Source organism: Pandoraea captiosa (assembly GCF_902459775.1).
Lineage (GTDB): Bacteria > Pseudomonadota > Gammaproteobacteria > Burkholderiales > Burkholderiaceae > Pandoraea > Pandoraea captiosa.
This window is the reverse complement of record NZ_CABPSQ010000002.1, coordinates 675823-700079: the sequence shown is the minus strand read 5'-3', so window position 1 is coordinate 700079 and position 24257 is coordinate 675823. Positions and strand designations below refer to the sequence as shown.

Here is a 24257-nt window from a genome sequence, read left to right as displayed (position 1 = left end):
CCATCATGACCAAACTGGCGCAACTGCTTTCCCGATGCCGCTACGGTGTGTTTCTCAACATCAATGCGCACCGCGATCAGAGCATACCGATCGAAACTTGGCTCGACTCATTGAGCGAGGAACCCGGTTGCGCCATTTCCGCGACGGTTCGGCGCGGCGTTGTGGAGAGCGGCAACCTTGTCGACCTTCAGTGCTACCCGCACAACGCGCTGGACGGCCACCACATTGTCCATTTCGATGTGGACGTCGCTGTTGAACTCGCGCTCGCGAGTCTCGGCACGGTCGGCGCGCCCCACCTGTCATCGATCAAGAGAATTGCATGAAAGTTACGCCATCCCGACACATCTGCCGGCGACGCATCGGTCAAGGCCGCGACGAACACCGGCCGACGAAGCTTTCTGAGGGCCGCGGCCGTGACGCCGGCGCTTCTGTCCGAGGCAATAGGCGCGGCACCTGTCAGCGCGAAATCGCCCACGAATAGCATCCCGTACATTGAAGGTCCGCTTCTGGCCGTATCTGCCCGTTGCGATTGGCGCATCCCGCCCCGAAGCGGACATCCGCACGACAACGGAGAATGTCCGTTTAGAGGCAGAAACGACAGGTGCGCCGACAGCTACTGACGGCCAGAAGCTGGCATCCGCGCTCTTCGTATGTGTACATGAACTACCTCCAGGTAGTCCAAGATTTTGTCCGCATCCCCGTGTGGTCAATGGACTTCATGCATGACCAGCTCGTTGACGGGCGCAGCATCCGGACGCTGAACGTGATTGATGATTTCAACCGCGAGGCGCTGGGCATTGAGGTGGATTATTCGCACGCTGAAGCAGCACATGGAGTGGCGTGGCAAGCCGAAGGTAATTCGTTGTGACAACGGCCCACAATATCTGAGCACAGCCATCATGACTCGGACGCAGAAGCTAGGTATACGGCTGGAATACATTGAGCCGGGCAAGCCGCAACAGAGCGCGTACATCGAACGGTTCAATCGGACCGCCCGATACGAATGGCTCTCGCAATATTTGTGGGAAGACCTGGAGCAGGCTCGGCAGGCAGCGGCCGACTGGATGTGGACTTACAATCACGAGCGCCCAAATATGGCATTGGGCGGCTATACCCCGAAGCAGCGGCTGGCCATGGCAGCTTAGTTTCTACTTCTGCCGACTGTGGAAAACGGGGGCATTACCGTCTTGCTTTGGGCGGTGTCGTCGGCGGTAGTGGCGGTGGCGGCACTGGCCGGTGCTGCGGCGGCGTCGAGGTCGGCGGATTCGGCCATGACCGACGTCACGGCGAGGCAGATGGCGCTCACCAGCATGCCGCTGCGCAGCAGCGTCTGACGCGACGGCGCGCGGCGTTTCGATACGTAAGTCATTGTCATCCCGATCCCCGGCGCCATGCATGAGGCGGCCGGGCTTGCAAATGGAGTTGCCTGTGGCCGTCGATCGTGAGCGACGGCGCCAACAGGTAAACCGAATCTCGCCGGCGGTTTGTCTACCGGCCGGACGAAATAAACCTGCGGGATGCAAGACGGGGATGGGGGGGCGGCGCGTCGCGAGCCCCGTAGGGCTCAGCAGTCGGCGTGCAGCCGCAACTGGTTGTGATAGACGTTGGTGAGCGACAGCACGGCCGGATGCGTGTCGGGAAGCTCCTGGCGAATTTGCACGATTGCCATGTCGAGTTCGTGCAGGATCGCGCGCTGTTCATGCGAGCGCACGGTCGACTGGGTCCAGAAGAAGGCCGCCAGTCGGGCGCCGCGCGTGACCGGGCTGACGCTGTGGATCGTATCGGTCGGATAGACGAGCAGGTCGCCTGCGTTGAGCTTGTACGTCTCCGTGCTGTGCAGGCGCTGTATCACGAGCTCGCCGCCGTCGTATTCATCCGGGCCGCAGAGAAACAGCGTCGACGACAGGTCGGCACGCATGCGCGGTGCGCCGGGCACCGTGTGAATGGCGCCGTCCACGTGCGCGCCGTAGCTCATGCCCACGTCGTAGCGGTTGAACATCGGCGAGCGAACCCGCAGCGGAATCGCCACAGAGTTGAACAGCGCGTTGCGCCCGAGCGCGTGCAAGATCATGTCGCCAAGCGCTTCGTAGGTCTGCGAGTTGATGCGGATCTGCACGTTGCGCTTGACGTCGCGCGCCTGCTCCCCGGCGCTCTCCTTGCCGTCGACCCAGGCGGCCTGTGCCAGCGCTTCGCGGCAGCGGGCCACTTCTTCTGCGTTCAGGACATTGGGAATGGTGACGATCATGGGGGCACTCGGTTTGACGACAGGGACTTGGGGCATCCGGCCCGGCAGGCACGCCGGGCACGGACGCATTGGCGCAGCTTACATCGAGATGCGCGTGCTCAGGATGAAGGTGCGACCGGCAGACGGGATGGCCCGTGCCGTGTTGGCGTTCTCGCCAGCGAAGTAGTTGTCATAGTTGATGCGGTTCGCCAGGTTGTAGCCGTTGAGCGCGACGCGCACGTTCTTGTACTCCCACGCCAGCATCGCATCGAACGACAGGCTGTACGGGACCTTCGCCATCATGTCGTCGCGAATATACATGCTGTCGCGATACGTCACGCCACCCCCGACCATGAAGCGACCCGGCAGCACCTTCGACCATTGCGGCGTCAGGTCGTAGGTGGTCCACAGCGTGGCGGAGTTGCGCGCGGCGCCTTGCACCGGATTGCCGATGTTGGTCTTGGTGGCGGCATCGACGATCTCGCTATGCAGCCACGTGTAGCCGACATACGCCGTCCAGTGCGGCAGGATGGTGCCGCTCAGGCCGAGTTCGATACCGTAGTAGCGCTCCTTGTTGCCGGTCGCGGTCAGGTTGCCCGATCCGTCGTCATAGTAGGAGTTGTTCTTCTCCGTATGGAACACCGCTCCCGACAGGCCCACGCGACCGTTGGCCAGATCCACCTTGCCGCCCAGTTCGAGCGTCTTGGTCTTTTCCGGCGACAGGTTGCGCAGATTGTCACTGGCTGTCGTCACGCTGTTCACGCCCAGCGGGTTCGCATCGGCCGTGATCGAACCGGCCCACGGCGTGGTCGAGGCCCACCCGTACGACAGGTAGTACGACTGCGCGTTGTTCGGCTCCCAGATCAGGCTCAGCTTCGGGCTGAAGAAGTTCGAGCTGGTGTTGACGTTGGACGTCTGGCTGCCGGTACTGAGCGTCGACAGGCGCGAGGTCTGCGAATAGTAGTCCCAGCGCACCGAGCCGAGTACCGACCATTGCGGCGCGAAGTGCACGCGATCGCTGGCAAACAGGGCCACGTCGGTCAGCGTCGAATCGCGCACGTCGCTGGTGCCGTTCGGATCGATCGCGACGATGTAGTTGCTCGACGAGTTGTTCGGGCTGTTCAGCGTGCCGGGAACCTTCGTCGTGGTGCCCGACATGTCGGGCTTCATGTACGCGTAGGCCTGACGGTGATCGGTCTGGTACGACAGGTCGAGGCCCAGGCGCACGTCATGCTTCAGGAACGCCGTGTCGAAGGCGCTCTTGAGGGTGGTGATGTTCTGCGCGCCGGTCGAGCGCTGGAAGTAGCGCGGACCGCCGCCGGAGCCGAGGATGACGGTGCCGTCGCCCGACGTCAGGAAACTGTTGGCGCAGGTCTGGTCGCACGTCGCCGTGGTCGCGCTGAACATGCGTTCGTAATAGCCGAAGCGCGTGTCGTTGCTGATCGACGTGTCTTCGTTGAACTTGTGCTTGAACAGCGACGTGAAGATGTCGGCCGTCGAGTAGTCGCGGTCGGTGTCCTTGCCGTAGTAGTTCGAGCGATCGACGCCGTACGCCGAGGCCACCGGTTCGCGCACCGACGTGGCGGTACGGCCGATCAGCGGCTGGCCATAGTCGGGCGTGCGGTCGTTGGTCTGGTGCATGTAGTTCATGTACCAGTTGGTGTCGGTGCCAAGGCCGGCGGCGAACGACAGCGCCAGGCCCCAGCGGTCCGACTTCACGTTGTCGCGGTCGACGATCGTCTGGTCCTGTCGCATCGCGTTCAGACGCAGGGCAGTGGTGTCGGTCAACTGATGGTTGAGGTCAACCGTCTGGCGGTTCATCGGGCCGTTGCCGACCATGGCTTCCGCAGCGGCGGCCTCGCCCAGGTGTGCCAGCTTGGTCTCGCTGTTGATGGCGCCACCGTTCGAGCCCATGCCGAAGTTCTCCGACGACGGGCCCTTGATCACGTCGACCTGCTCGGTGTTGAACGTGTCGCGCACGTAGACGCCGAAGTCGCGCAAGCCGTCGAGGTAGGCGTCGTTCTTGGCCGTCGAGCCTCGAATGCGGAACTGGTCGCCGTTGGCGCCGCCGTTCGCTTCACCGATGGCCACCGTGATGCCCGGCACATTGCGCAGCGCCTGCTCCAGCGTGGTGACCTGTTGCTGCTGCATCATCTCCTGCGGCACGACGCTGACCACTTGCGGTAGTTCATGCACCGTGCCGGACATGCGGGCGAGGTTGGTCTGCGCGTGCAGCAGGTTGCCTGCGGCGAGCGGATCGTCCGTGACGTTGGTGGTCGGCAGGACAGCCACCGCCGAGCCGCCACCGGCCGATTGGGCCACCGCGGGCTCGGCCGCCTGCAGGCCGTAGCTGCCATCGGGCCAGCGCACTGCGCGCAGGCCGGAGCCCGCCAGCAAGGCCTTGAGTGCCTCGTCGGCACTGAGCTTGCCGGACACGCCGGCCGTCGTCTTGCCGTTGGTCTGGTCGGGCGTGAACGACAGCAGTGCATTCGATGCACTCGCCCAGCGATGCAGCGCGGGGGCCAGCGGCCCGGCGGGAATGCCGTACGTTTGCGTCGCGCCTTGGGCGGCTACCTGCGCCGTCTGGGCGTGGGCCGTCGAGGGCAGGGCCGCGTACAGCGCCGTCGTGCACAGCGCGGCCGAGACGGCCAGCGTGACGGCGTGACGGGCGGGTTTGACGTCTACGTGTGTCTTGATAACCGTGCGGCTCGAACGAGCACCGCTTCGGGGGCTGCGTGGCATAGCTTCCTCACCTGTGAAAGAGTGGATGTTTTGGTCTTCACCAGGTAGGAACCGCGAGAACGGAAAAAGGCTAGTGGAAGCGCGAAATAATTTGCCAACCGGCGCAATTTGCCGAGGCGAGCGGGTCAGCCTGCGGTCGGCGAACGCTCGAACATCACCCAGTAGCGGGTCCAGCGACGCACATGTACGTGCAAGGTGCGGGCGGCCGATGCAATGACGCGCTCCGTATCGGCCACTGGATAGACGCCCGAGAGCCGCAGGTCGGCCACGGCCGGCGCCACGCGAATGACGCCCGGACGATAGCGGTTGAGCTCGGCCGCGAAGTCGGCGAGTCGCATGTTGTCGGCCACGATCTGTCCGTGGAGCCACGCGAGCATGCTGTCTTTCGACGCAGAGGGTTCGTCGACGCTGGCGCGCGTGAAGCACGTCTGCTGGCCGGCGTCGAGGTGGCGCACGTGCGCACTGTCGTCGGCAGGCACGATGTCGACTGTGCTGCGCTCGACGGCGCACGACGCATAACGATCGTGCAGGCGCGCAACGAAGTCGGCGTCGACGGCACGGATGTCGCCTTGCTCCGAACTCAGGACGAACGGTGCTGCCGCGGCGTCACGCTGCGTGAAGGGCTGCGTCTGCACTCGGAGCTGGCCGCGCAGCAGTGTTACCACGCGCTGCTCGGCGCGATAGCGTACGGCGATCGCGGTCTCGGTATCGAGCATGAGGCGGGTGCCGTCGGCCAGCGTGACGTTGCGCGTTTCACCCTTGGCCGTGCTGAAGTCGGCCGCGACTGCCAGCACGACGTCGCTGCGCGTGGCGATACCCCCGATGCCGAGCGCTGTGCCGCCAAGCACCATTGCCTTGAGGATGGCGCGCCGACGGCGCTGGCGTTGCACGGCCGAGGCACCGTAGGGCGACAGCGCCTGATATGCCGCTTTGGCCTCGAGCGACTTCATGCGGCCGAATACGCTTTCCACGCGCGCCCATGCTGCGGCATGGTGCGGCGACGCCTGCCGCCAGCTTTCCCAGCGCAGACGCTCTTCGGTCGTGGCGTCGCCCGACATCAGCAACGTCATCCATTCGACGGCCGCGTCGAGGGCCGTGTCGATCGGGGGTGGTGCGCTGGCGTTGGTGGGCGCGAGTTGGGGAGCGCGTGCGGGCATCGGCATCAGTCGAGCATGACCTGCAGGCATTGCCGGTTGGCGCGCAGCATGTACAGCTTCACGGACGCCAGCGACACGCCGAGTTGGCGGGCGATGTCGGCGTATTTCATTTCACCCAGGTGCGCCAGCAGGAACGCCTCACGGGCCTTCGGCGGCAGACCGTCGAGGGCGCGGTCGATCAGCGCCAGTGTTTGCAGCGCGACAAGGCGTTCTTCCGGGGCGGGGGAGAAGGCTTCCGGCAGCCCGGCGAGCCAGTCGAGATAACTGGCTTCGAGCGCCTGACGGCGGTGGTAATGGGACAGGATGTGTTTGGCGACAGTGGCCAGGAACGGCCGCGGCGCCTGAATCTGCGTGGCCGTGCCGGCACTCAGCACGTTGACGAAGGTGTCCTGCGCCAGATCGGCGGCAACCCCCGCATCGCCCAGCTTGCGGCGAATCCAGCCCGTCAGCCAGCCGTAATGCTCGGTGTACAAGCCTGCGACATGTTGACGGAGTTCTGTCTCGCTGGAATCCACGGTGTCCTTGCTGCGCCCGCCACTTTCCGCGCGTATGCCGCGTGCCAGTGAAGCGTGATGTTAATGAGAATTATTTGCAATATATACGAATCAGGATGTCTGTGCAATCTGCATTCCGGAGAATGACGGCCGCCGTCAAGCTGCGGCGAGGGCAGGAAATGATCGGGAAGGCGCAGTCGGCGGACAGCCAAAAGCCACCGCTAACACGCGGCGTCTCTCGGACGTTCAAGCGTCGGCTACACCCAGTAACCGGTCATCTAATCGTAAAGGACGAACGCTTGGTCCTCAGCATTTACGGACGCTGATGTAGTTCTACGACTGCGATCCTTGAGTGTCGTAGACCGGCGGCTCAACTATGCCTGGCAGCGGGATGACACGCCCGGACGCGCAACATGCCGAAGCACAATTTGATGTGCACGCCAGATCCAGATCAATGCGTTCCGAACGCAAGTATTTTGTCGCAAAGCTGGCTAAGCGACTTCGAGTCAGCACCTTCATCCAGAGCGAAGGCTAGCTTAGCGCCGATAAGCAGCGGATTCTTATGCAAGCCTTTCGCATTGCCATAGGACAAATGTGCTTGTGTCCTGATGCGTTCAAATCCCTCAGCGCCTAAGACGGCGGTCAGTTCGGAGTCAACGGTCTCGCCGAGATTTGTGTGCCACATAGTGTAGTCCGCGCCCCACACTGTCTCCGTAGGAATCGGATTCTTGTCGTCGCCCCCCAGCATCTTTAGGAGCGCTGTGTTGTCCTTCACATGATGAGGCTTGTATTTTTCGTCACAGTCGCCGTCACCATCGAAGACCAGAAAAACCGGGATCTCTAACTGTCGAGCAATGATTGCTGGCCGAAGCAGATGGCTCTTATTATCGACCGGTACGATGTGACAGCCACCTTTCCGAAACTCCTGCATCCTGTCGGTCAGGGACATCCACGCATGAATGTAGGCGACATCCTCGATACCTTCGACTAGGATGAGCCGTTGCGCGAAGAAAATCTCGGTGAGCGTAGGCTGCAGTATCTGGGCAATCCTAGCGAGACTTCCGCGAGGCGCAACAGGAGGTTCGCCGGTGAGACGTGCATATTCCTCGCCTATTTTCGCCGGAGAGGGGCGCGTCGTGTAAGAGGCTTTCGACTCTGAGTGCCGTCGCACGAGGCGCACGCTTTCGAATGACTCTCCAGAGACAAACAGCGGACTATGCGTCGTCACCAGTACCTGCGAGCCAGCCGCCGCAAGACTATTTAGGACGCTTGCAAGGTGTCGCGCCTGAGGCGGATGTTGATACAGCTCCGGCTCTTCACAACCAAGGATCAGGCGCGGCTCGGTGGTCTCGCCTTGCGTTGCGAGCTCCTGCAATAGGGCGAGCAGGAATGAGCGCTGAAAGCCGTGTCCAAAGCGAGCTATGTCGCCTTCGAACGTACCCTCACCGGCGATGATTTTTGCGAACGGCTCGTCGACCTTGACGGATTTGTCCAGGTCCTGCTGCCAACTGACGCGCAGGCTTGTGTCCGGGTGCGCCCACTGCATTAGCCGCGTCTGGAGCGAACCCGAGATACCCTCAAGCGCCCCTTGGCTCTCGTCGAGGAGCTTTTGATATTCGTCGCGTGCCTGCTGCGCAACGGCGTTCAGCCGCTCGGTGAAATTCACCTTGGAGCGGACTGTCCGCGCAAGTAGCCGGCCTAGTGCGGTAGTCTTGCCTTCGGACTGTTCCGCAGTAGCGTCCTTGACCGCTGGGATGTAGACCCACTGCACATATTTCTGCAGTCGGTTCGCACCCTTGCTAACACCATAGAACTGGTCTTCGCTCGGAATGAGAACACATTGTTCAGGTACGTTCGCCTCGTAACTTTGCAACTCCTCGGCCATCGCGCCTACGCTGCTTGCCTTGGGCAATTTGAATTCGGCTTGTAGGGTCGCGTAAATCTGTTTCAGTTCGTCGGCCTTTGCTTTGTCGCCTTGGCGCTTAAAGAAGTGCATGAACTGAGCCATGCCGAGTCGCTCGCCAAGCTGCCGAACCTCGGCCCGACCGGCTATTGGGTCGAAGGTAGCTTTGGCGGTAACAATCAGACGATCTTGCCGAAAATAATCTTTGAATTCCTGCTTTGCGTCGTCACTCAAGTCGCAGAACGTGACGGTGATTTCGATCGGCTCAGAGGTGTCTTTGCGATGAAAATCTTCGGCCGACAGGTAAGTGACATCCGTGGCCACACCGTCGGTCTCTCGAAAAAAGACGTTAAGCGCAAACAGGAAGGTTGATTTTCCTGCGCCGTTCGGACCGACAAAGCAGTTGTACTGGTCGATGTCGACGACCGCGTCTTTGATGGTCCTCAGATTCTTGATTCGAACAGACTCGATACGCATGACGCCCCCGGTATGTGGCTTTCTTGTTGTTGGAATTATCTGAAGAATTACGTTGGCACACTATGGTTATGTCCATTCGACAAACCTCAGGATGAGCCCTTACGCTTGAGCTTTGGTAGAGCTCCCGAAAATACTATCCGCAACCGAAGCCACCACGCGTCGCAACCATTTGGCGCCTTCATCCTTGTGATTCCGCTCATGCCAAAGCTGGTAATAGCGAAGTTCTCTCGAGTCGGCGGGGAACGGCTCCAGCCGCAGGGGCAGGAAGTTCGCATAGTGACTCGCGAACGCCCGAGTGGTTGTGAAAATCAAATCGGACCGCAGCAGGACGTAGGGGGCCATTCCGAAGTACGGGATCTTCGCCGTCACACGACGAGTTAAGCCAGACCGACTCAGCTCCGTATCAATTGTGTCCTGCCCCGGCAGCTCTCTAGTTACAGCAGACAAATGGTGGGCGCACGCGTAGGTTTCCGGACTTAATCTGCCAATACCGATTGGGTGATCCTCGCGCACCAAACACACCAACTCGTCTGTGCACAGCGTCCTTAGGTGCAGATTCTCAGGGGGCGTCGGCCAGTTTCCGATGACATGATCTAGATCACCCTCGACAAGACCTTGTTCATATCCCCCATGGCCTGTCAAATTCCGGATTTCAAGAACAGCATTGGGCGCTTCCGCTTGGAAGCGTTCTATCACCGACGGCACAAAGAAAACGTCCAGATAGTCGGGAGACCCAATGCGGAACGTCCTCCGAGTCTTCGCCGGGTCAAAATTCGTGTTCGGCTCCAGGATTCTGTTGATGCCGTCCAGTGCTTGCTCGGCCGCAGCAAGCAACGCTAGTCCGTGTTCGGTTGGAACCATTCCGTTCCCATTCCGAATTAGCAACGTATCTCCCGTGATCGATCGCAGCTTTCGCAGCGCGACGCTCACGGCCGGTTGCGTTTGCCCCAGCATCCGCGCAGTGCGCGAGACACTACGCTCCATCAACAGGGTATGAAGAATACGAATCAGATTCGAATCAAGGAGCTCACGCGTCATGATGTTTTGTGGTGGCGGATCTTTACGGCTTCCGTTCGCTCCATGCTGCCATCTGGAATACCAAATGTCTAATCAAAAAAGCCAAAAAATGCCGGCTCGAACGTCACTCTGCGGATGAGAGCGTTGGCCGGCAGACAACTCATGCAACAACCTCATGCCCCTCGATAAATTTTTTGCAAGGGGGGCCGTGGGCACAGCGTTACGAGTTCGACATCATGCGAACGAGGTCCGCCTTCTCGCTGGTGGCAGTTCCCAACAGCGAGAAACCTATTACTTGACCGCTCTCTTCATCGGTGCACAGCGCTTTCACCCCCCCAGTCATCGGCTCGACGACGGTCCAGTGGCCGCGATCGTTTCCGGTATGGACTAGCACCGTCGGCATTGCCGGTGTCTTCACCACGACTGGCATGACGGGAAAATTAACGGATGCGTTGTCCCCGCAAAGAGTCGACCCTAATGCTCGAGCTGCGTGCATGATCGGAAGAACAAAAGGCTGAACCTTCCCATCAATTTCGGCGCAATCGCCAAGCGCAAAAACATTCGCGGCGCTTGTGCGGCAAAATTTGTCGGTTCGAATACCTTTCCCGACTTGAATGCCAGCGCTTCGAGCAAGCTCGATACGCGGAGTCAAACCTATCGCCGAGATGACAAGATCGGCCGCGATGCTGACGCCACTTTCGAGCAGAAGTTTGTAGCCGGACTGCGCCCGCTCCATCCGCATGACGACATCGCCAAGATACAGTTTTACTCCGCACTCAACTAATGCCCCAGCCAATACCTCGCCCGCCTCGCTGGGTAGCATGCGAGAAAGCGGTGTTGGAGCCGGATCGACCAGCGATACAAAATATCCAGCTGTCGCGAGATCGTTGGCAAACTCGACGCCAATCAGTCCCGCACCGAGTATGAGTATGCTTTTCGCCGAATCCAGCTTTCGGCGAAAGTCGTAATAATCAGTGAGGTCGTTGATGCAGAGAATGTCTTCGGCCCCGGTGCCTGGCAGTTTTGGGCGTCGAGGATCAGCCCCCAGCGCAAGCACGAGCTGACTGAAGCCCTGTGTACGCTTCCCGATCTCGATGAATTGACCGCCTAGATCGATTTTTTCTACCGGGCTATGTGTAATCAACTTGATGCCCAGTTGGCTTTCCATCGCTGCGGCGTCAAAGTTGGCAAGTGCCTCAGGTGACTTTCCCAAAGAGCACGCGTTCGACAGCATTGGCTTGGAATACGATGCTCCGTCATCCTTGGTAACGAGGACGATTTCTCTATGCTTGTCCAACTTTCTCACCTCGCGCGCTACTGTGTAACCGGCAAGGCCTGACCCGACAATTACCAGCGGCTGGGCGGATTCATTCGTTAATGCTTGACTCATGGAGGTCTCCTTTATGCGTCAAGAAGCTGCATCTCAAAGTCGTGCTTCCCGGTTCCGCAGTCAGGACAAATCCAATCCGCTGGAACATCTTCCCATCGAGTTCCTGGGGGAATCCCCTCATCGGGAAGGCCAATCGCTTCATCGTAACGAAGGCCACAGATCACACACTCCCAAACTCGCATATCTCCCCCGTTAGCTCGCGTATGACTGACCGAGACCGATTTCCGCCAATGCTCGACGATAGGCGCCGGAAGAGCGGTCGGCCAAGATCGGAACTTCTGCCGATCGATCGATCGGCAAGTCTTCCGGACACTGAAGCTCCACTATCGCGCGATCTTCCTCAAAAATTTGACGGTTAAAGTCGTAGACGTCCTGCACCGGGATGTCATGATCGAAATTCCTTGCGATCGGCACAAACAATCTCGTCTTCCGGGCCGACACCGGACTGGCCGCATTCAGAATCGAGAGTAGTCCGCCCTCCGGAAACTGAACGGTCAATCTTGCAAAAAACGGCACGTCGACCTCGAAAACTCTCCGCCACAGAAAGCCTGGCGGCGTCCGATGCGCAAACGCCTTCGGAAAGTTGCACACAGTACTCACATACTCTGCGCGAAGGCCTGTTCCTTGCCGCTGAACGGTGTACTGGGGAACGACAGCATTGCCCCGATCTGCAAAACTTTGATGATGAATCCACGCGAAGTGCGCGACGTCAATGAAGCCCTCAGTCTGCCTGCCAGCAGAGGCATTGATGTCGATTGATGGGCAAACAATCTGCTGAAACCCCGGCTTCGACCACGCGGAAAACTCAGGGAGGGGCTTTTTACCACCGCCAATCGATACCCAAATAAGACCGTAAGCCTCACAAGTGGCAAAACTTGTCAGTCGCAAGCGATCGGGAATCGGCCCTTCGGGTTGCGAAGGAATGCGGTTACATTGCCCGTCCGTACCGTACGCAAGACCGTGGTAAGGGCACACGAGATTTCCGTCCTCCACCCATCCTTGGCTCAACGGCGCACCTCGATGCGGACAAACGTCACGTGCTGCCATGGCCACACCATCGACCCGATACAGGACTAGGCGCACATCGAGAAGCACCGCAGCGATCGGTGAAGTTAAAAGTTCCGTACTGGCGGCAACGGGGTGCCAATACTGGCTGAGAATCTCCCAGTCCGTGGCGTCGAAGGAGCAATCCTTCGGCATATGCTGCCGATTGCCATGGTGAAGTTGCACGACGTGAGATTGAGCGCTGCTGGACATATACATTCTCCAAGTCAAATGTGTTCGGCTTCCAATTGAAGTCAAGATTAGAGAGCCGAAGCCCGAAATCCAATGGGAAGCAAAACAACTTGGTCATGCCGGATAGCACATATCCATGGTCTCGCGACGCAGAAAACGGTGGTGACACGAGAGGGATCGGAGTAGCAGCACAGCGCACGTTTCCTACGTCGATGACCGTTGTCAGATAGGGAATGGGGCGCCCGCTCAAAGGCAGGATCGCAGAGAGCATCGCTGAGCAGCGACGCATTTCAAACAAGCACTTCGTCTCAGACGCTGAACGCCAAAACGCCCCTTTTTCAAGGCGCACGCGAGACTCACATGAGGACTCGATATTCGATATTGATCCTCAGCCTGTCATCGCCATGTCAGAGCCAATCAGCTACGGCCAGCAAGCGCCTCTAATTTGCAAAAAATTGCGCACCGCGAAGGTGTTGCGTCAAGGCAAAACGGGTAAACACTTAGGTCGCATCAACAGCTTTCTGGTGTTTCAGTCTGATAATCTGGCATCTTAGATCGCACAGATGGAATGCCAAAGTGCGGCGTAGCATCATGCGTCCATGAAGACTGCTCCCAACGACGAAGTACTAGTTTGACCAACCACGTTCGTAAACTTCGCCCAGGGACTACGTATCTCCATGAAATACGCACAGAAAATTGGCATTGTCGCCAGCGGCCTCGCATTGACCCTCGCAACTGCACACTCCGTCGCAGGGGAGTGGAGTGAGAGTGACTTCCAGTACCGGTACGGATCGAACTTCAATGACAATGGAGGTTCGGGTGGATCGAGAATTTCGAAGAACCTCGTCGAGTTTCAGAACAACACGGGATTTGGCTGGGGCCGTAGCTATGTATTCTTGCTGATGTCCAAGGCAGGAGATGCCGACAACAACTCCGCCGACCTTTACAGCGAAGGGCAAGTTACTGCCAGCTTATCGAAGCTCACGGGTAAAGAGCTTTCTTGGGGGGCAATTCGGGATCTTGGCGTCACCGCAGGTTACAACTACGGTGCGCGCAACAGCGCGTACCGATCGAACGCTCGAGTTCTGGTTTATGGCGGAACCGTCGACTTCAACGTCCCTGGCTTCACCTTTTTCAACGTCGACCTCCTCGCATACCATGACGCCGGTACATACGGCGGATATGGGGGCGGCTTCATGTGCGGCCGCGTGGCAACAACCTACCAGGTCACCCCTTACTGGCGATTGCCATTCAACATTGGACCGGCACGTTTCATGTTCGACGGCTACGTCGACTTCATTGGGGCTCACGGAAGCTGTGCTGCGCAGATCTTGGCAGAGCCGCAACTGAAGCTGGACGTCGGCAACTTCTGGGGCTACAAGGATAAGCTGTTTGTTGGCGTTGAGTTGCAATACTGGAGCAACAAGTTCGGGACCCGCGGGGTAAACGAAACGGTCCCTCAGCTTGTCTTACAGTGGAAGCTCTAATCCGGTCAACTGCCGGCATCGACGTACCAAGGAAATGAGGCGGAACGCCAAAAGCAGTCGATGACGCCGCTCCTTTTCAGCTCCTCCGACCACCGACAACTTAAATGCCTGGGGGCATTCTCACTATGTGCACTTGCCCCCTTGCTCCATCAGCCACTTCGTCGTTTTGACGAAAGGTGCCAACCTATTGCGGGACGAGACAGCGAAAAAAAGGCGCTTCAGTCTGAAGCGCCTTCTCTTCCTTGAACAACTAGAGCTCAAACAGATAACTGTGCCGCATGGTGCTTCAGATGGTCGTCTACCAGGGTAGAAATAAAATAATACCCATGGTCGTAACCTTCGTGTCGGCGGACGGTAAGAGGCTGCCCGGCCTTAGCGCAAGCTTCCTCGAATCGCAGAGGCAGGAGTTGCTCCTCCAAAAATTTATCGTCCAAGCCCTGATCCACCAAAATTCCTCCCTGGAACACAGCGCCACCACTCCTTGCCATAAGCTCAGTGGCGTCATAAGAGCGCCAGGTGGATTGATCCGCACCAAGATAGTGGCCGAACGCCTTAATCCCCCAAGGGCAGTTCGTCGGGTTCGCAATAGGCGCGAAGGCCGAGACCGAGCGAAACTTTTCCGGATTCCGAAGTGCGATCACTAGCGCGCCGTGACCGCCCATCGAATGCCCCATAATGCCGATACGCTCGACGTCGATTGGCAACTGTGCAACAACGGTGTCGAAAAGCTCATCGACAATGTAGCTGTACATCCGGTAGTGATTGGACCAGGGACTCTCGGACGCATCGACGTAAAATCCGGCACCAACACCAAAGTCCCAGCTTTCGCGATCACCCGGTATTTCAACGCCCCGCGGACTCGTATCCGGACAGACGAGAATCAAGCCGAGCTCGGAGGCCAACCGCTGAGCCCCCCCCTTGGTGATGAACGTCTCCTCGGTGCACGTCAATCCCGCAAGATAGAACACCGTCGCGCAGCGCCCTCCATTGAGCGCTTTGTGCGGCAAGAAGACCGAGAGCCTCATCGTGCAATTGGTCTGCTCAGACTGGTGCTGATAAAACCGCTGTTCACCACCGAAGCACCGGTGAGTAGAAAGGATCTCTAACATACTCATCACGCTCTCGTCGCCTTAATAGAGAACCACCGAGCGAATAGACTCGCCTCGCTTCATCAGATCAAAGCCTTCATTGATTCGCTCAAGCGGCAACGTGTGGGTAATCAGATCGTCGATATTCAGCTTCCCTTCCATGTACCAATCTACAATTTTCGGAACGTCGGTTCGACCACGGGCGCCGCCGAACGCGGAACCTTTCCACTCACGTCCAGTTACGAGCTGGAACGGACGAGTCGAGATTTCCGCTCCTGCCTCTGCCACGCCGATGACGATCGACTTGCCCCATCCCTTGTGACAACACTCGAGCGCCTGGCGCATAACCTTCGTGTTGCCGATACACTCGAAAGAGTAGTCTGCGCCGCCGTCGGTCATCTGAACGATGTGATCAACAACGTTCTCCACATCCTTCGGGTTCACAAAATGGGTCATACCGAACTTGCGAGCCATCGCCTCTCGATCCGGATTCAGATCGACGCCAATGATCTTGTTCGCACCGACCATCTTCGCGGCCTGGATCACATTCAATCCGATGCCGCCCAAGCCAAAGACGACGACATTCGCGCCAGCCTCGACTTTTGCCGTGAACAGCACCGCACCAACGCCGGTGGTCACGCCACAACCGATGTAGCAAACCTTGTCAAACGGCGCGTCCGGTCGAATTTTCGCGAGCGAGATCTCGGGCACGACGATATGGTTCGCGAAGGTTGACGTTCCCATGTAATGGAAGATGGGCTTGCCGTCCAGTGAAAATCGCGAGGAGCCATCAGGCATCAGGCCCTTACCTTGAGTTGCGCGGATTGCTTGGCACAGATTGGTTTTCCGGGACAAACAGAACTTGCACTGCCGGCACTCTGGCGTGTACAAGGGGATCACATGGTCACCCGGTTTAAGCGACGTGACGCCAGCGCCGACATCCGTCACGATCCCGGCTCCTTCATGGCCGAGAATGGCAGGAAAGATCCCTTCGGGATCGGCGCCCGAAAGCGTGTAGTAGTCGGTGTGACAGATGCCAGTGGCCTTGATCTCGACCAGCACTTCGCCGGCACGCGGCCCCTCAAGGTCAACTTCTTCAACGCTCAGCGGAGCACCAGCCTTCCACGCAATTGCTGCTTTGGTTTTCATAGTAGTTGTCGTCGACGATGTCGATTGAATAAGTATATGAAGCGCGTCCCTCACCAAGGAAGTCCCACGAAGTGACTCGTGGATTGGGGCGCAGTGACGAAGCTAGCGTGCCAACGCAGAGGCCAGCGACTGCTGATCCAACGACGGACCGGCGGGAAACACTCCTGACATGACCGTAAAGCCCGGAACTCGCTTAATGCGATCAGTCCATCGCCGAACCGCCGGGTAATCCTCCAGCGATACCCCCCCCTCGTCCGACAGAGCGATGTAGGGGAAGCAAGCAAGGTCCGCGATCGTCGGGCGAATGGCTGCGCAGAGGTATCCATACCCGCGCTGCTCTTGGAGCCAAAGATGCTCATCCATTACGCGCAACAGTTCGTGAGCGCGGCGCCGACATGCTGCGGCATCAAACTCGAAAAAGAAAAGATCATGTAGACGAGCTGCCGAAATTGACCCAGTCAACCCATCAGCGAACGAAAGCCACATCTGGATTTCACCCATCAGCTCAGCATTGTTCGCGGGATACCAGTGGCCAGACTTGTCATACTTGCGCGCCAAGTACACCAGGATCGCTTGCGCGTCGCGCAGCGTTACTTCGTCATCCCTGAGCGCGGGCAACTGACCAAGCGGGTTAATGCGTAAGAACTCATCGGTCTTGTGCTCGCGCGCCGGATAAAATTCCACCGGCTCAATATCAAACTCGAGCTCGAGAATGCTCAGGAAGAGGCGAACCTTGTAGCAGTTTCCCGAGAGTTCATAGTCGTACAGCGTGATCATCTGAAGCCCCTCAAATATCCAGAACCAGTTTTCCCGACTTGCATCGCGAGACGCACGGCATAATCCACTTCCCGCTCTCACGCTCCTGCTTTGAGAGGTACGTGTCGTGGTGTTCAATCTCGCCGCTTACAACGCCGGTCAGACACGTCCCGCAGACCCCCTGTTCACACGACGCATCGATTTCAACGCCGTGGTCCCAGCAAGCCTTCAGAAGCGAGGTATCTCCTGAGACTGAGAATGCCTTGCCAGACTTTGCCAGCTCCACTTCGAAGGCGTCACCACCCGTCGGCGCATCATCGTTCTTGAATAGTTCGAATCGGATGTTGTCCTCGGGAATGCCGTGATGAGACGCGACTTCACGGACGGTCCCGATCATTACTCCCGGGCCACAGGTGTACACATCGCTGTGCTGTGGTTCGGACGCGGAGAAAATCTTGCCGAGTGCCTCCCGAGTTTCGTCAGGGTTCAGACCGAGGTGGAGCGTGACCTTGTCGTCCAGCTCGCGGAGGCGCTCAACGAACGGCGTGTGCTCAGGACCGCGCACGAAGTAATGAAGCGCAAAGTCGTCACCGCGTGCATCCAATGCTTGTGCCATGGCCAAAATTGGCGTGATGCCAATGCCACCAGCCACGAGGATGGGACGACGCCCTGTGCGGACGAGGGGAAATCCATTTCGCGGCACCGTCACGCGTAGCTCAGTCCCCTCGACAACGTCCTCATGCATCGAACGCGAACCGCCACGCGATTGAGCCTCGAGTTTCACTCCGATAATGAACGCATCACGCTCGTCAGGAGCATTGATCACCGAGTACTGACGGATAGCGCCTGCTGGCGTGGAAACACTCACGTGCATACCAGGAGAGATCGCCGGGACACTGCGATTCACTGGGGTCAAATGCAAGGAAATGATGTCCGGCGTCTCTTGCGACCGCGCGGTTACCTTGCAGGTGAGTTCGGTATTGGCTGCCTTCGGAAACGCAACGACGACCGCAGACGGCTCTTGGGAGCGCGCCTCAGTCGCATCACTTTTTACGATGGATACCGGCGCGGCAGAGATCTCGATCGCTCGACGGAATTCGTTAAAGAGCAAAGAAAAATGACTCCGCGTCGCTATCGAAGGCGGTGTCGAGAATACCCCTTGTGCGTGAACAACTGCTTTCCCCTTAGAGTGCGGCTGGACGTGAAATAGAATTGCTCTCGTGACGTCTTCCGTGGAGACAAGCTCTACCGCATAGGTCCGGACTTGCCGCGCCTCCAACGACTCCTCAGTTCCACTGAAGAACTTGGCGAATCTGCCGGCCTGATGCGTCAGTGCCAGAACCACATCGTCCGGACTTGCGTTGATAGGCAAGCTGCGCATCGTCGCGCGCACGAGTCGGTCCTGCGAGTTTCCGAAGCGGACGGGCTCAATATCAGGTGCACCAAGCGAGGCCCAGATTAGGCCATCTGCTTCCAGAATCGCAAATGTCTGGGCGCAAGCTGAGGTTGTTTGAGACGCATCGCGTTCGCGATGCGCCGGGACGAAAGTGCATCCGCCACTACCGGTCTCATAAGTCCAACCGTGATACTGACAACGCAGTTCGTGCCCGAGGTTCACGCCAAGCGAAAGGCGTAGACCTCGATGCGGGCATCGATTTTCCCACGCGTTAACCAAGCCGTTGTCGTCGCGCCATAGCGCCAGCTCCTGCCCGCCCAACGTGGTGTGATGTACGTGACGCCACGCCAGATCTGACGACGTCGCGACGGGGTACCAACCGTCTCTCACAAATTTCTGCATGACTGGGGACCTATTCTTGTATCAATCTCTGATGGCGCCGTAGCTGAGACCACCTTCACGCAACCAACGGCGATATGCGGTAGCAAGGACATCAGCCCTCACCGGATTCTCGTGACTCGGTGCGATAGGCAGTCGCTTCGGAACCTGATTGAGAAGAATCATCAGGTCCTGGCCAAAGATCGTTTGCTGGAAGCGCCGCAATTGCTCGTCAGAATTCATCTCATCGACATAGCACATGATCGTGTGCGCGATACACCACTCTTCGCTCACCGGCTGGACAAACAAGCAAAGAACATCCCAGCGAGTAGGGTCCGGCGGGCAAGTCTTATAGAGAATGGCCACGTTCGGTCGCGTAACGCGATACACATACTGCGTCTCAATCGGCTCAAGCGCGGTTGCCGAAGCACGAGGTTGTGCAAAGCGGCAGTCAGTTGCAATAACCTCGTCGAGCTCCTCATCAATCTTGACGTTGTAGGGCAGGACCTCAGTAAGCGGCTCCGCCCCGAGAATGTCCGTGTGCACAAACGGGAAATGCGCCATGTCAAGGAAGTTCTCGACGGCCCGAAGTCCCGACACATTGACGCGAGTCGATCCCGCGCTGACAACGCGCCGGTCGGACTCGGCGAATTCCGGCATCGGGAACAACGCACGCGGCGAGTCAGAGAACGAAGCCCACAGCGTGCCGTAATCCTCTTTAATTGAAAGCGGCTTGGACAGCCCCTCTTCGCTCCACGTGCCAGAAACACCGTCTTGAGTGCGAGCAAAGCTGATGGCCCGGCCCAAAAGGCGCGTGCTGAACTCACGCCCCAACACCACATCTTCCAACGCTGCCACGGGGTGCCAATCCTCGAACAGCAACCGATCTGCTTCCACTGCGCCTCCTTATTGGCTTGTTAGATTGCCTATCTGGTATACCAAGATTACCGCAAGAGATTCAGCGAAAACAATATTTTTTGACGTGGGGAAAACACTTATCGTCCGACGCACGGGTCGCACCATGCGCTTGAGCCGGAAACAAAAAAGCCGGCGAAATGGCCGGCTCTCTGCTCGTAGGAACGATGGAATAGGCTAGACAGTGAGCGCAGCCCTCAGATCGACCTCCGGCGGGGCGAGCGCATCAAAGCGATAACCCCGAATCACCAAATTGTAGTGCGACGACAACAAAGCCTTGGCGGCCGAAGCGTCACGCTTCTCTAAGCACTCCACCAGCTTGCCATGCTCATCGCGGAGTTGGCAGTAGTCGAAGCCCACCCGGAACATGGCATTGATCAAGGCCTCGCGACGACGAAGTTGTGAGTGAATCTGGTTGATGGTTGCGTTATTGAGGTACGAAATCAGCAGAGAGTGGAACTCACGCCCCAGCTTGTCACCTTGATCGTGCTTCCCCTTCTCGAAAGCAACCTTTTCCTTGGCGGTATGCGCACGCAAAGCCTTCAACTGCTCCGGCGTGATCTGCTTGATGAGTTGATCAATCACACCACTTTCAAGCACCAGGAGCATCTGGTAAAGCTCGAATGCGTCATCGAAGGTAGGGCGCCAGACCGCGGACGATCGCTTGGGAGATATCTCCACCAACCCGTCCTGTGATAAGCGTATAAGCGCTTGCCGCACCACCGTGCGACTCACACCAAACAGCTCGGCGATGTCGCGCTCATTGAGCTTGGTCCCCGGCGGCAGTCGGCGATGGTAAATCGCCTCCGAGACCGCATTTACAATCGTTTGAGTAAGCATGTTGGGTGCGGTTTCTCCATGCCGCGGTGTCATAACCGAATTCTATCTGGTCGACCAAAGTTTTTGAATTGTATCTTAGACGTGCGTTTTGGCACCAACCTAAGGCGCACTGCACCAATTTGATGCTCGCCCTGTGCTGGGCGGTGAGTAGCTCACATCATGCCACGCGATTGCAGCGGTGCAACACGGCTTGGAACGGCTTTCGTTCCTTGAGGTCACGCTGAGCTGGCATAGTTCCTGCGACCTCGGAGCTAATTCCATTTCCAAATTCGCCGGGGTAATCCCTGATTGCTCATGAATTTTGTGCCCTCTAACTTGGTATACCAGATTGATGATTTGATGCACCAGAATTCGAATTTGGCTTCGCACAAAAACCCCACCGGAGTTCATAAATGAGTGTGAATGAGCAGTACAAGCCTCTCCTGGAGGACAAGACCTATCTCCGACACTTCTGGCACCCCGTGTGTACGTTGGCGGAATTCGAAAAATCAAATCCATCCGGACACGGACCGATGGCGGTAACGCTGCTCGGCGAGCAAGTCGTGCTGGCCCGCTTGAATGGCACTGTGACTGCGGCCGCAGATCGCTGCGCCCATCGCTCGGCAAAATTGTCGATCGGCCGGGTTTGCAATCGCAACGGGGAAGATTTTCTTCAGTGCCCGTACCACGGTTGGGAATACGACAAAGGTGGCGCTTGCAAACTGGTCCCCGCATGCCCCGATAAGTCCATCCCGCCCAAGGCCCGAATCACGACGTACGACTGCGAGGTCAAGTACGACATTGTTTGGGTCCGGCTGGATAGCAGCTTCGACTGTACCGAAATTCCTTACCTGAGCGACTGGGACACCGATGGCATGCAGGTCATCGTGGCTGACTCGTATATCTGGAATACCGTCGCAGAGCGTCGCTGGGAAAACTTTACGGACTTTTCGCACTTTGCGTTCGTCCACCCTGGCACGCTTTACGACCCCTTCTTTGCGAGTCACCCGACGGTCAACGTGAATCGTGTGGACGGTGAGCTGCAATTCAAACTTGCTCCGCCTCGAGAGATGGACGGCATCCCGGAGGAGGCGCCGATGGGCGACTTTGACTATCGATGCACGATGCCGTACGCCATCAACCTTGAAATCAAACTCTGGCGTGACGACTCTCGCTTCATCTTGTGGACAACCGCATGCCCCGTTGACGAAAAGACATGCCGCAACTTCATGATCATCGTCCGCGAAAAGGACGGCCAACCCGATCATATGCACCTCGCTTTCCAGAAGCGAGTTTTGAATGAGGACCAACCGATCATCCAGTCGCAATGGCCTGCCGAAATCTCCAACAGTGAGATCTCGGTCGCCACCGACAAGGTTTCTATTCAGTACCGGAAGTGGCACCGTGAACTCTCGATGGCGGCCCTCAAAGGGAAGGAAGAGTTTCGCGCCGTTCTGCGCAGCAATGTTACTGACGAGTCGGCATCGTAAGTGGGCACAACAAATACTTTAGGAGAAGATTCAATATGAAACCCATGTTCTTGCTCGGCTGTGCGGGTCGAGGCGTTCATCCGTCCTCGCTACAGAATCCGGTTGGCGACGATGAGTTGCCGGTGATGGAACAGTTTCGCCTTCAAAAAGAGTCAGGCCTTTGGGACTTTGTTGATCGGATTCCTCCTGACGACAAATCGCTCGACGAGTACATCAAGGCCAGCCAGCATTACAACTTTCCCGTGCTATCGGGAAGTTGGACGTACACGCTTGGCGTCGACGAACCGAAGATCCGGGAAAACATCGATCGGACGAAGGAGGTTGGGGCGCAATATCACAACTTGATGGTGTGGGCTAAACACGCCGACGGCCACTACATTACCGATGAGGAGGTGGTCACGTCCTACCTCAACACGTTCGAGTACGCGCAGAAGAAGGGCATTACGATCACCTACGAAAGTCACGTGGACATGTGGTCGGAGGATTTCCGCCGGGTGTCACGCGTTGCCGACATGGTCGAAAAGCACGGGATCCCGTTCAACTTTTGCATGGATTACAGCCATTGCATTTTCAAAATCGAAAACGAGGTTGAACACGCCGTATCTCAAATGCGCGGCGATCAAAACGCCATTCGCAAGCTGGACCCGTACAACGATGACAGCTTCGCAGACGAATGGCTGAACCGGAACATGGTTCACTGGACGCAAGTTCGCCCGGCTGCACCGAATGGCCCGGTCAACTGGTGGGCCTTCGAGTCCGGACCGTGGGATGGGCTGGGTTATGACCGCCCCGGACGTTCGATTCAATACCCATTTAGCTTGCCCAAGCCTGGCGAGTGGCACACTGACTTCTGGCACGCACACAAACTGGCATGCACGAAAGAGCTCGTGCGAAAAGTCATCGACCAGTACCTCAGCACCGAGAACTCCGCGATGCGCATCATGACGATCGACAACATTAATCTTGGCGCTTACGGCTTGGGCTGGAAGTACAACATGTTCGCCGATAGCTGTCTCGTTGCTAAGTTCGTACGCGAGCTTTACGCCGAACGTGTGGTTATCGCAGAGGCCAAAAAGGGCAAAAGCGCCGCTGAGTTTGTCGATCAGTATCGAGGCAGCGTAGACCGGTAAGTTCGATCCTCCGTTTTCCGTTTCAAGCATCCGTCGTTGGATATTTGCGGGGGCGTAATGCCCTCGCTTTTTTTGCGTTGCTGGACATTTTCATCAGCACCCCGGTGGCTTGCTTAACCTCACCTAACTGAGGCCCGCATTGTCACGGCAGAAATTGCGCTCTGAACACTTCAGGGCGTAGTTCAGCAGACCGTTTCGCGTGCCTAACTCGGGGCCCCCTCCCTATGCCTCCAACCAATCCCCCTTCGCCTGTCGCCCGTCAATCGCGGCGCCGAACGTTGCCACCCATTGAGCACAGTGGCACCTTTCGCCACGGACAGCGCTTCGGTATGTGGACACTTGATGCTCCGATTGGCGGAGGAGAGAACGGCGACGTCTGGCGCGTATCTAGCCCGAGTCACGCACCGCATGCGATAAAGCTCTTTACATCGATTAGCGCCGACTCCTACGAACATTTCAGGGCAGCGGTCTTGAGCTTGGACATTGGGCACCCCGTCGATGGGGTGATTCCGATCCATCAACGGAACCTACCGCGCTCAAAGTACGGCACTGTTCCATGGCTCGTCATGCCACTTGCGACCGCCCTGACGGAATACGTGCTAACGTCCCGACACGTAGATATCGCCCGTGACTTCTCCGACCTAGCCGATACGGTGGTTCGCCTGGCGGATAACGGTATCTCGCGTGGCACAATCAAGCCGTCAAATATCCTCCATCTAGACGGCCGCTTGTGCTTGTCTGACATCGGCCTACCGCAGTACCCGCGAAAATCACAAATAACGCCTGCGCGACGCAGTAGGGGCAGTGCGTCGACTCCACCGGAAATGCGTCGGCTTGCGGCTCAGGTCGATAGCATTGAGGCGGACGTCTACTCGCTCGGCAAAGCACTGTGGTGTGCACTGACACGAACTCGCGAAGCATTCGACGGCCCGTATGATCCGCGAGCATCTCATGCGTTAGTTCACTATATGCAGGGAGTTGAGACATCGATCTTGGACCGACTGCTTAT

Annotated in this window: 20 protein-coding genes and 1 pseudogene; 5 read left to right on the top strand and 16 right to left on the bottom strand. The window is 58.0% G+C overall.

Features of this window, described 5'->3' with window-relative positions:
- Nucleotides 1-5 precede the first annotated feature (5 nt).
- The gene (locus PCA31118_RS08375; protein ID WP_150624753.1) at nucleotides 6-323 is read left to right on the top strand and encodes a hypothetical protein; all 318 of its coding nucleotides are present in this window, start codon (nucleotides 6-8) and stop codon (nucleotides 321-323) included.
- 380 nt (nucleotides 324-703) lie between these two features.
- Nucleotides 704-1145: pseudogene (locus PCA31118_RS08370) on the top strand (integrase core domain-containing protein); the annotation flags it as partial.
- Here the strand turns inward: PCA31118_RS08370 and PCA31118_RS08365 are convergent.
- The 10 genes from PCA31118_RS08365 to PCA31118_RS08320 form a co-directional block, all read right to left on the bottom strand.
- The gene (locus tag PCA31118_RS08365) at nucleotides 1142-1375 is read right to left on the bottom strand and encodes a hypothetical protein (protein WP_150624749.1); all 234 of its coding nucleotides are present in this window, start codon (nucleotides 1373-1375) and stop codon (nucleotides 1142-1144) included. The pseudogene PCA31118_RS08370 and the gene PCA31118_RS08365 sit on opposite strands and share 4 nt — an antisense overlap.
- A 189-nt stretch (nucleotides 1376-1564) precedes the next feature.
- Nucleotides 1565-2245 carry a Fe2+-dependent dioxygenase gene (locus PCA31118_RS08360; RefSeq protein WP_150624747.1) on the bottom strand — a complete coding sequence of 227 codons (681 nt, stop codon included), beginning with the start codon at nucleotides 2243-2245 and terminating at the stop codon, nucleotides 1565-1567.
- A 78-nt stretch (nucleotides 2246-2323) separates the two neighbouring features.
- A complete protein-coding gene (locus PCA31118_RS08355; RefSeq protein WP_150624745.1) occupies nucleotides 2324-4966 on the bottom strand; it encodes a TonB-dependent siderophore receptor in 2643 nt (880 codons plus the stop codon).
- A 125-nt stretch (nucleotides 4967-5091) separates the two neighbouring features.
- A complete protein-coding gene (locus PCA31118_RS08350; RefSeq protein WP_174990387.1) occupies nucleotides 5092-6123 on the bottom strand; it encodes a DUF4880 domain-containing protein in 1032 nt (343 codons plus the stop codon).
- A 5-nt stretch (nucleotides 6124-6128) separates the two neighbouring features.
- Nucleotides 6129-6638 (bottom strand): sigma-70 family RNA polymerase sigma factor, encoded by a 510-nt coding sequence (locus PCA31118_RS08345; protein ID WP_150624741.1) that lies wholly within the window; start codon nucleotides 6636-6638, stop codon nucleotides 6129-6131.
- A gap of 430 nt (nucleotides 6639-7068) precedes the next feature.
- Nucleotides 7069-8997, bottom strand: a complete 1929-nt coding sequence (locus PCA31118_RS08340; protein WP_150624739.1) for an ATP-dependent nuclease — start codon at nucleotides 8995-8997, stop codon at nucleotides 7069-7071.
- 99 nt (nucleotides 8998-9096) lie between these two features.
- Nucleotides 9097-10035 (bottom strand): LysR family transcriptional regulator, encoded by a 939-nt coding sequence (locus PCA31118_RS08335; RefSeq protein ID WP_150624737.1) that lies wholly within the window; start codon nucleotides 10033-10035, stop codon nucleotides 9097-9099.
- Between the two features lie 199 nt (nucleotides 10036-10234).
- Nucleotides 10235-11404: an NAD(P)/FAD-dependent oxidoreductase gene (locus PCA31118_RS08330; RefSeq protein WP_150624735.1), complete on the bottom strand. Its 1170-nt coding sequence runs from the start codon at nucleotides 11402-11404 to the stop codon at nucleotides 10235-10237.
- A gap of 11 nt (nucleotides 11405-11415) precedes the next feature.
- Nucleotides 11416-11586 carry a rubredoxin gene (locus PCA31118_RS08325; protein ID WP_150624733.1) on the bottom strand — a complete coding sequence of 57 codons (171 nt, stop codon included), beginning with the start codon at nucleotides 11584-11586 and terminating at the stop codon, nucleotides 11416-11418.
- A gap of 10 nt (nucleotides 11587-11596) precedes the next feature.
- Nucleotides 11597-12661, bottom strand: coding sequence for an aromatic ring-hydroxylating oxygenase subunit alpha (locus PCA31118_RS08320; protein WP_150624730.1), 1065 nt, complete (start codon nucleotides 12659-12661; stop codon nucleotides 11597-11599).
- A 656-nt stretch (nucleotides 12662-13317) separates the two neighbouring features.
- On the opposite strand from PCA31118_RS08320, the gene PCA31118_RS08315 reads away from it, so the two are divergent.
- Nucleotides 13318-14127, top strand: a complete 810-nt coding sequence (locus PCA31118_RS08315; RefSeq protein ID WP_150624728.1) for an outer membrane protein OmpK — start codon at nucleotides 13318-13320, stop codon at nucleotides 14125-14127.
- Between the two features lie 257 nt (nucleotides 14128-14384).
- On the opposite strand, the gene fghA is transcribed toward PCA31118_RS08315, so the two are convergent.
- The 6 genes from fghA to PCA31118_RS08285 all read right to left on the bottom strand — a co-directional run bounded on the left by fghA (nucleotide 14385) and on the right by PCA31118_RS08285 (nucleotide 20649).
- On the bottom strand, nucleotides 14385-15236 hold the full coding sequence (fghA, locus tag PCA31118_RS08310) for an S-formylglutathione hydrolase (RefSeq protein WP_150625178.1): 852 nt from the start codon (nucleotides 15234-15236) through the stop codon (nucleotides 14385-14387).
- Between the two features lie 21 nt (nucleotides 15237-15257).
- On the bottom strand, nucleotides 15258-16364 hold the full coding sequence (locus PCA31118_RS08305; RefSeq protein ID WP_150624726.1) for an S-(hydroxymethyl)glutathione dehydrogenase/class III alcohol dehydrogenase: 1107 nt from the start codon (nucleotides 16362-16364) through the stop codon (nucleotides 15258-15260).
- Between the two features lie 102 nt (nucleotides 16365-16466).
- Nucleotides 16467-17141: a glutathione S-transferase family protein gene (locus PCA31118_RS08300; protein ID WP_150624724.1), complete on the bottom strand. Its 675-nt coding sequence runs from the start codon at nucleotides 17139-17141 to the stop codon at nucleotides 16467-16469.
- A gap of 10 nt (nucleotides 17142-17151) precedes the next feature.
- Complete coding sequence (locus PCA31118_RS08295; protein ID WP_150624722.1) at nucleotides 17152-18918, bottom strand: Rieske 2Fe-2S domain-containing protein; 1767 nt, start codon at nucleotides 18916-18918, stop codon at nucleotides 17152-17154.
- A 21-nt stretch (nucleotides 18919-18939) separates the two neighbouring features.
- Entirely contained in the window at nucleotides 18940-19791 is an 852-nt protein-coding gene (locus tag PCA31118_RS08290; protein ID WP_150624720.1) for an aromatic ring-hydroxylating oxygenase subunit alpha, read from the bottom strand.
- 195 nt (nucleotides 19792-19986) lie between these two features.
- A complete protein-coding gene (locus tag PCA31118_RS08285; protein WP_150624718.1) occupies nucleotides 19987-20649 on the bottom strand; it encodes a GntR family transcriptional regulator in 663 nt (220 codons plus the stop codon).
- 392 nt (nucleotides 20650-21041) lie between these two features.
- Here PCA31118_RS08285 and PCA31118_RS08280 point away from each other — a divergent pair, with 392 nt between their 5' ends.
- Nucleotides 21042-22118 (top strand): aromatic ring-hydroxylating oxygenase subunit alpha, encoded by a 1077-nt coding sequence (locus PCA31118_RS08280; RefSeq protein ID WP_217431253.1) that lies wholly within the window; start codon nucleotides 21042-21044, stop codon nucleotides 22116-22118.
- 35 nt (nucleotides 22119-22153) lie between these two features.
- Nucleotides 22154-23248, top strand: a complete 1095-nt coding sequence (locus PCA31118_RS08275) for a sugar phosphate isomerase/epimerase family protein (protein ID WP_150624716.1) — start codon at nucleotides 22154-22156, stop codon at nucleotides 23246-23248.
- Nucleotides 23249-24257 lie beyond the last annotated feature (1009 nt).

Excerpts from the sequence above, each read along its gene's own strand:
- PCA31118_RS08275 (WP_150624716.1), top strand. The coding sequence starts at position 22,154 with ATGAAACCCATGTTCTTGCTCGGCTGTGCGGGTCGAGGCGTTCATCCG.
- PCA31118_RS08325 (WP_150624733.1), bottom strand. The coding sequence starts at position 11,586 with ATGCGAGTTTGGGAGTGTGTGATCTGTGGCCTTCGTTACGATGAAGCG.
- PCA31118_RS08375 (WP_150624753.1), top strand. The coding sequence starts at position 6 with ATGACCAAACTGGCGCAACTGCTTTCCCGATGCCGCTACGGTGTGTTT.
- PCA31118_RS08305 (WP_150624726.1), bottom strand. The coding sequence starts at position 16,364 with ATGAAAACCAAAGCAGCAATTGCGTGGAAGGCTGGTGCTCCGCTGAGC.
- PCA31118_RS08315 (WP_150624728.1), top strand. The coding sequence starts at position 13,318 with ATGAAATACGCACAGAAAATTGGCATTGTCGCCAGCGGCCTCGCATTG.
- PCA31118_RS08285 (WP_150624718.1), bottom strand. The coding sequence starts at position 20,649 with ATGCTTACTCAAACGATTGTAAATGCGGTCTCGGAGGCGATTTACCAT.
- PCA31118_RS08330 (WP_150624735.1), bottom strand. The coding sequence starts at position 11,404 with ATGAGTCAAGCATTAACGAATGAATCCGCCCAGCCGCTGGTAATTGTC.
- PCA31118_RS08335 (WP_150624737.1), bottom strand. The coding sequence starts at position 10,035 with ATGACGCGTGAGCTCCTTGATTCGAATCTGATTCGTATTCTTCATACC.
- fghA (WP_150625178.1), bottom strand. The coding sequence starts at position 15,236 with ATGTTAGAGATCCTTTCTACTCACCGGTGCTTCGGTGGTGAACAGCGG.
- PCA31118_RS08360 (WP_150624747.1), bottom strand. The coding sequence starts at position 2,245 with ATGATCGTCACCATTCCCAATGTCCTGAACGCAGAAGAAGTGGCCCGC.
- PCA31118_RS08355 (WP_150624745.1), bottom strand. The coding sequence starts at position 4,966 with ATGCCACGCAGCCCCCGAAGCGGTGCTCGTTCGAGCCGCACGGTTATC.
- PCA31118_RS08320 (WP_150624730.1), bottom strand. The coding sequence starts at position 12,661 with ATGTCCAGCAGCGCTCAATCTCACGTCGTGCAACTTCACCATGGCAAT.
- PCA31118_RS08365 (WP_150624749.1), bottom strand. The coding sequence starts at position 1,375 with ATGACAATGACTTACGTATCGAAACGCCGCGCGCCGTCGCGTCAGACG.
- PCA31118_RS08350 (WP_174990387.1), bottom strand. The coding sequence starts at position 6,123 with ATGCCCGCACGCGCTCCCCAACTCGCGCCCACCAACGCCAGCGCACCA.
- PCA31118_RS08340 (WP_150624739.1), bottom strand. The coding sequence starts at position 8,997 with ATGCGTATCGAGTCTGTTCGAATCAAGAATCTGAGGACCATCAAAGAC.
- PCA31118_RS08280 (WP_217431253.1), top strand. The coding sequence starts at position 21,042 with ATGAGTGTGAATGAGCAGTACAAGCCTCTCCTGGAGGACAAGACCTAT.
- PCA31118_RS08300 (WP_150624724.1), bottom strand. The coding sequence starts at position 17,141 with ATGATCACGCTGTACGACTATGAACTCTCGGGAAACTGCTACAAGGTT.
- PCA31118_RS08295 (WP_150624722.1), bottom strand. The coding sequence starts at position 18,918 with ATGCAGAAATTTGTGAGAGACGGTTGGTACCCCGTCGCGACGTCGTCA.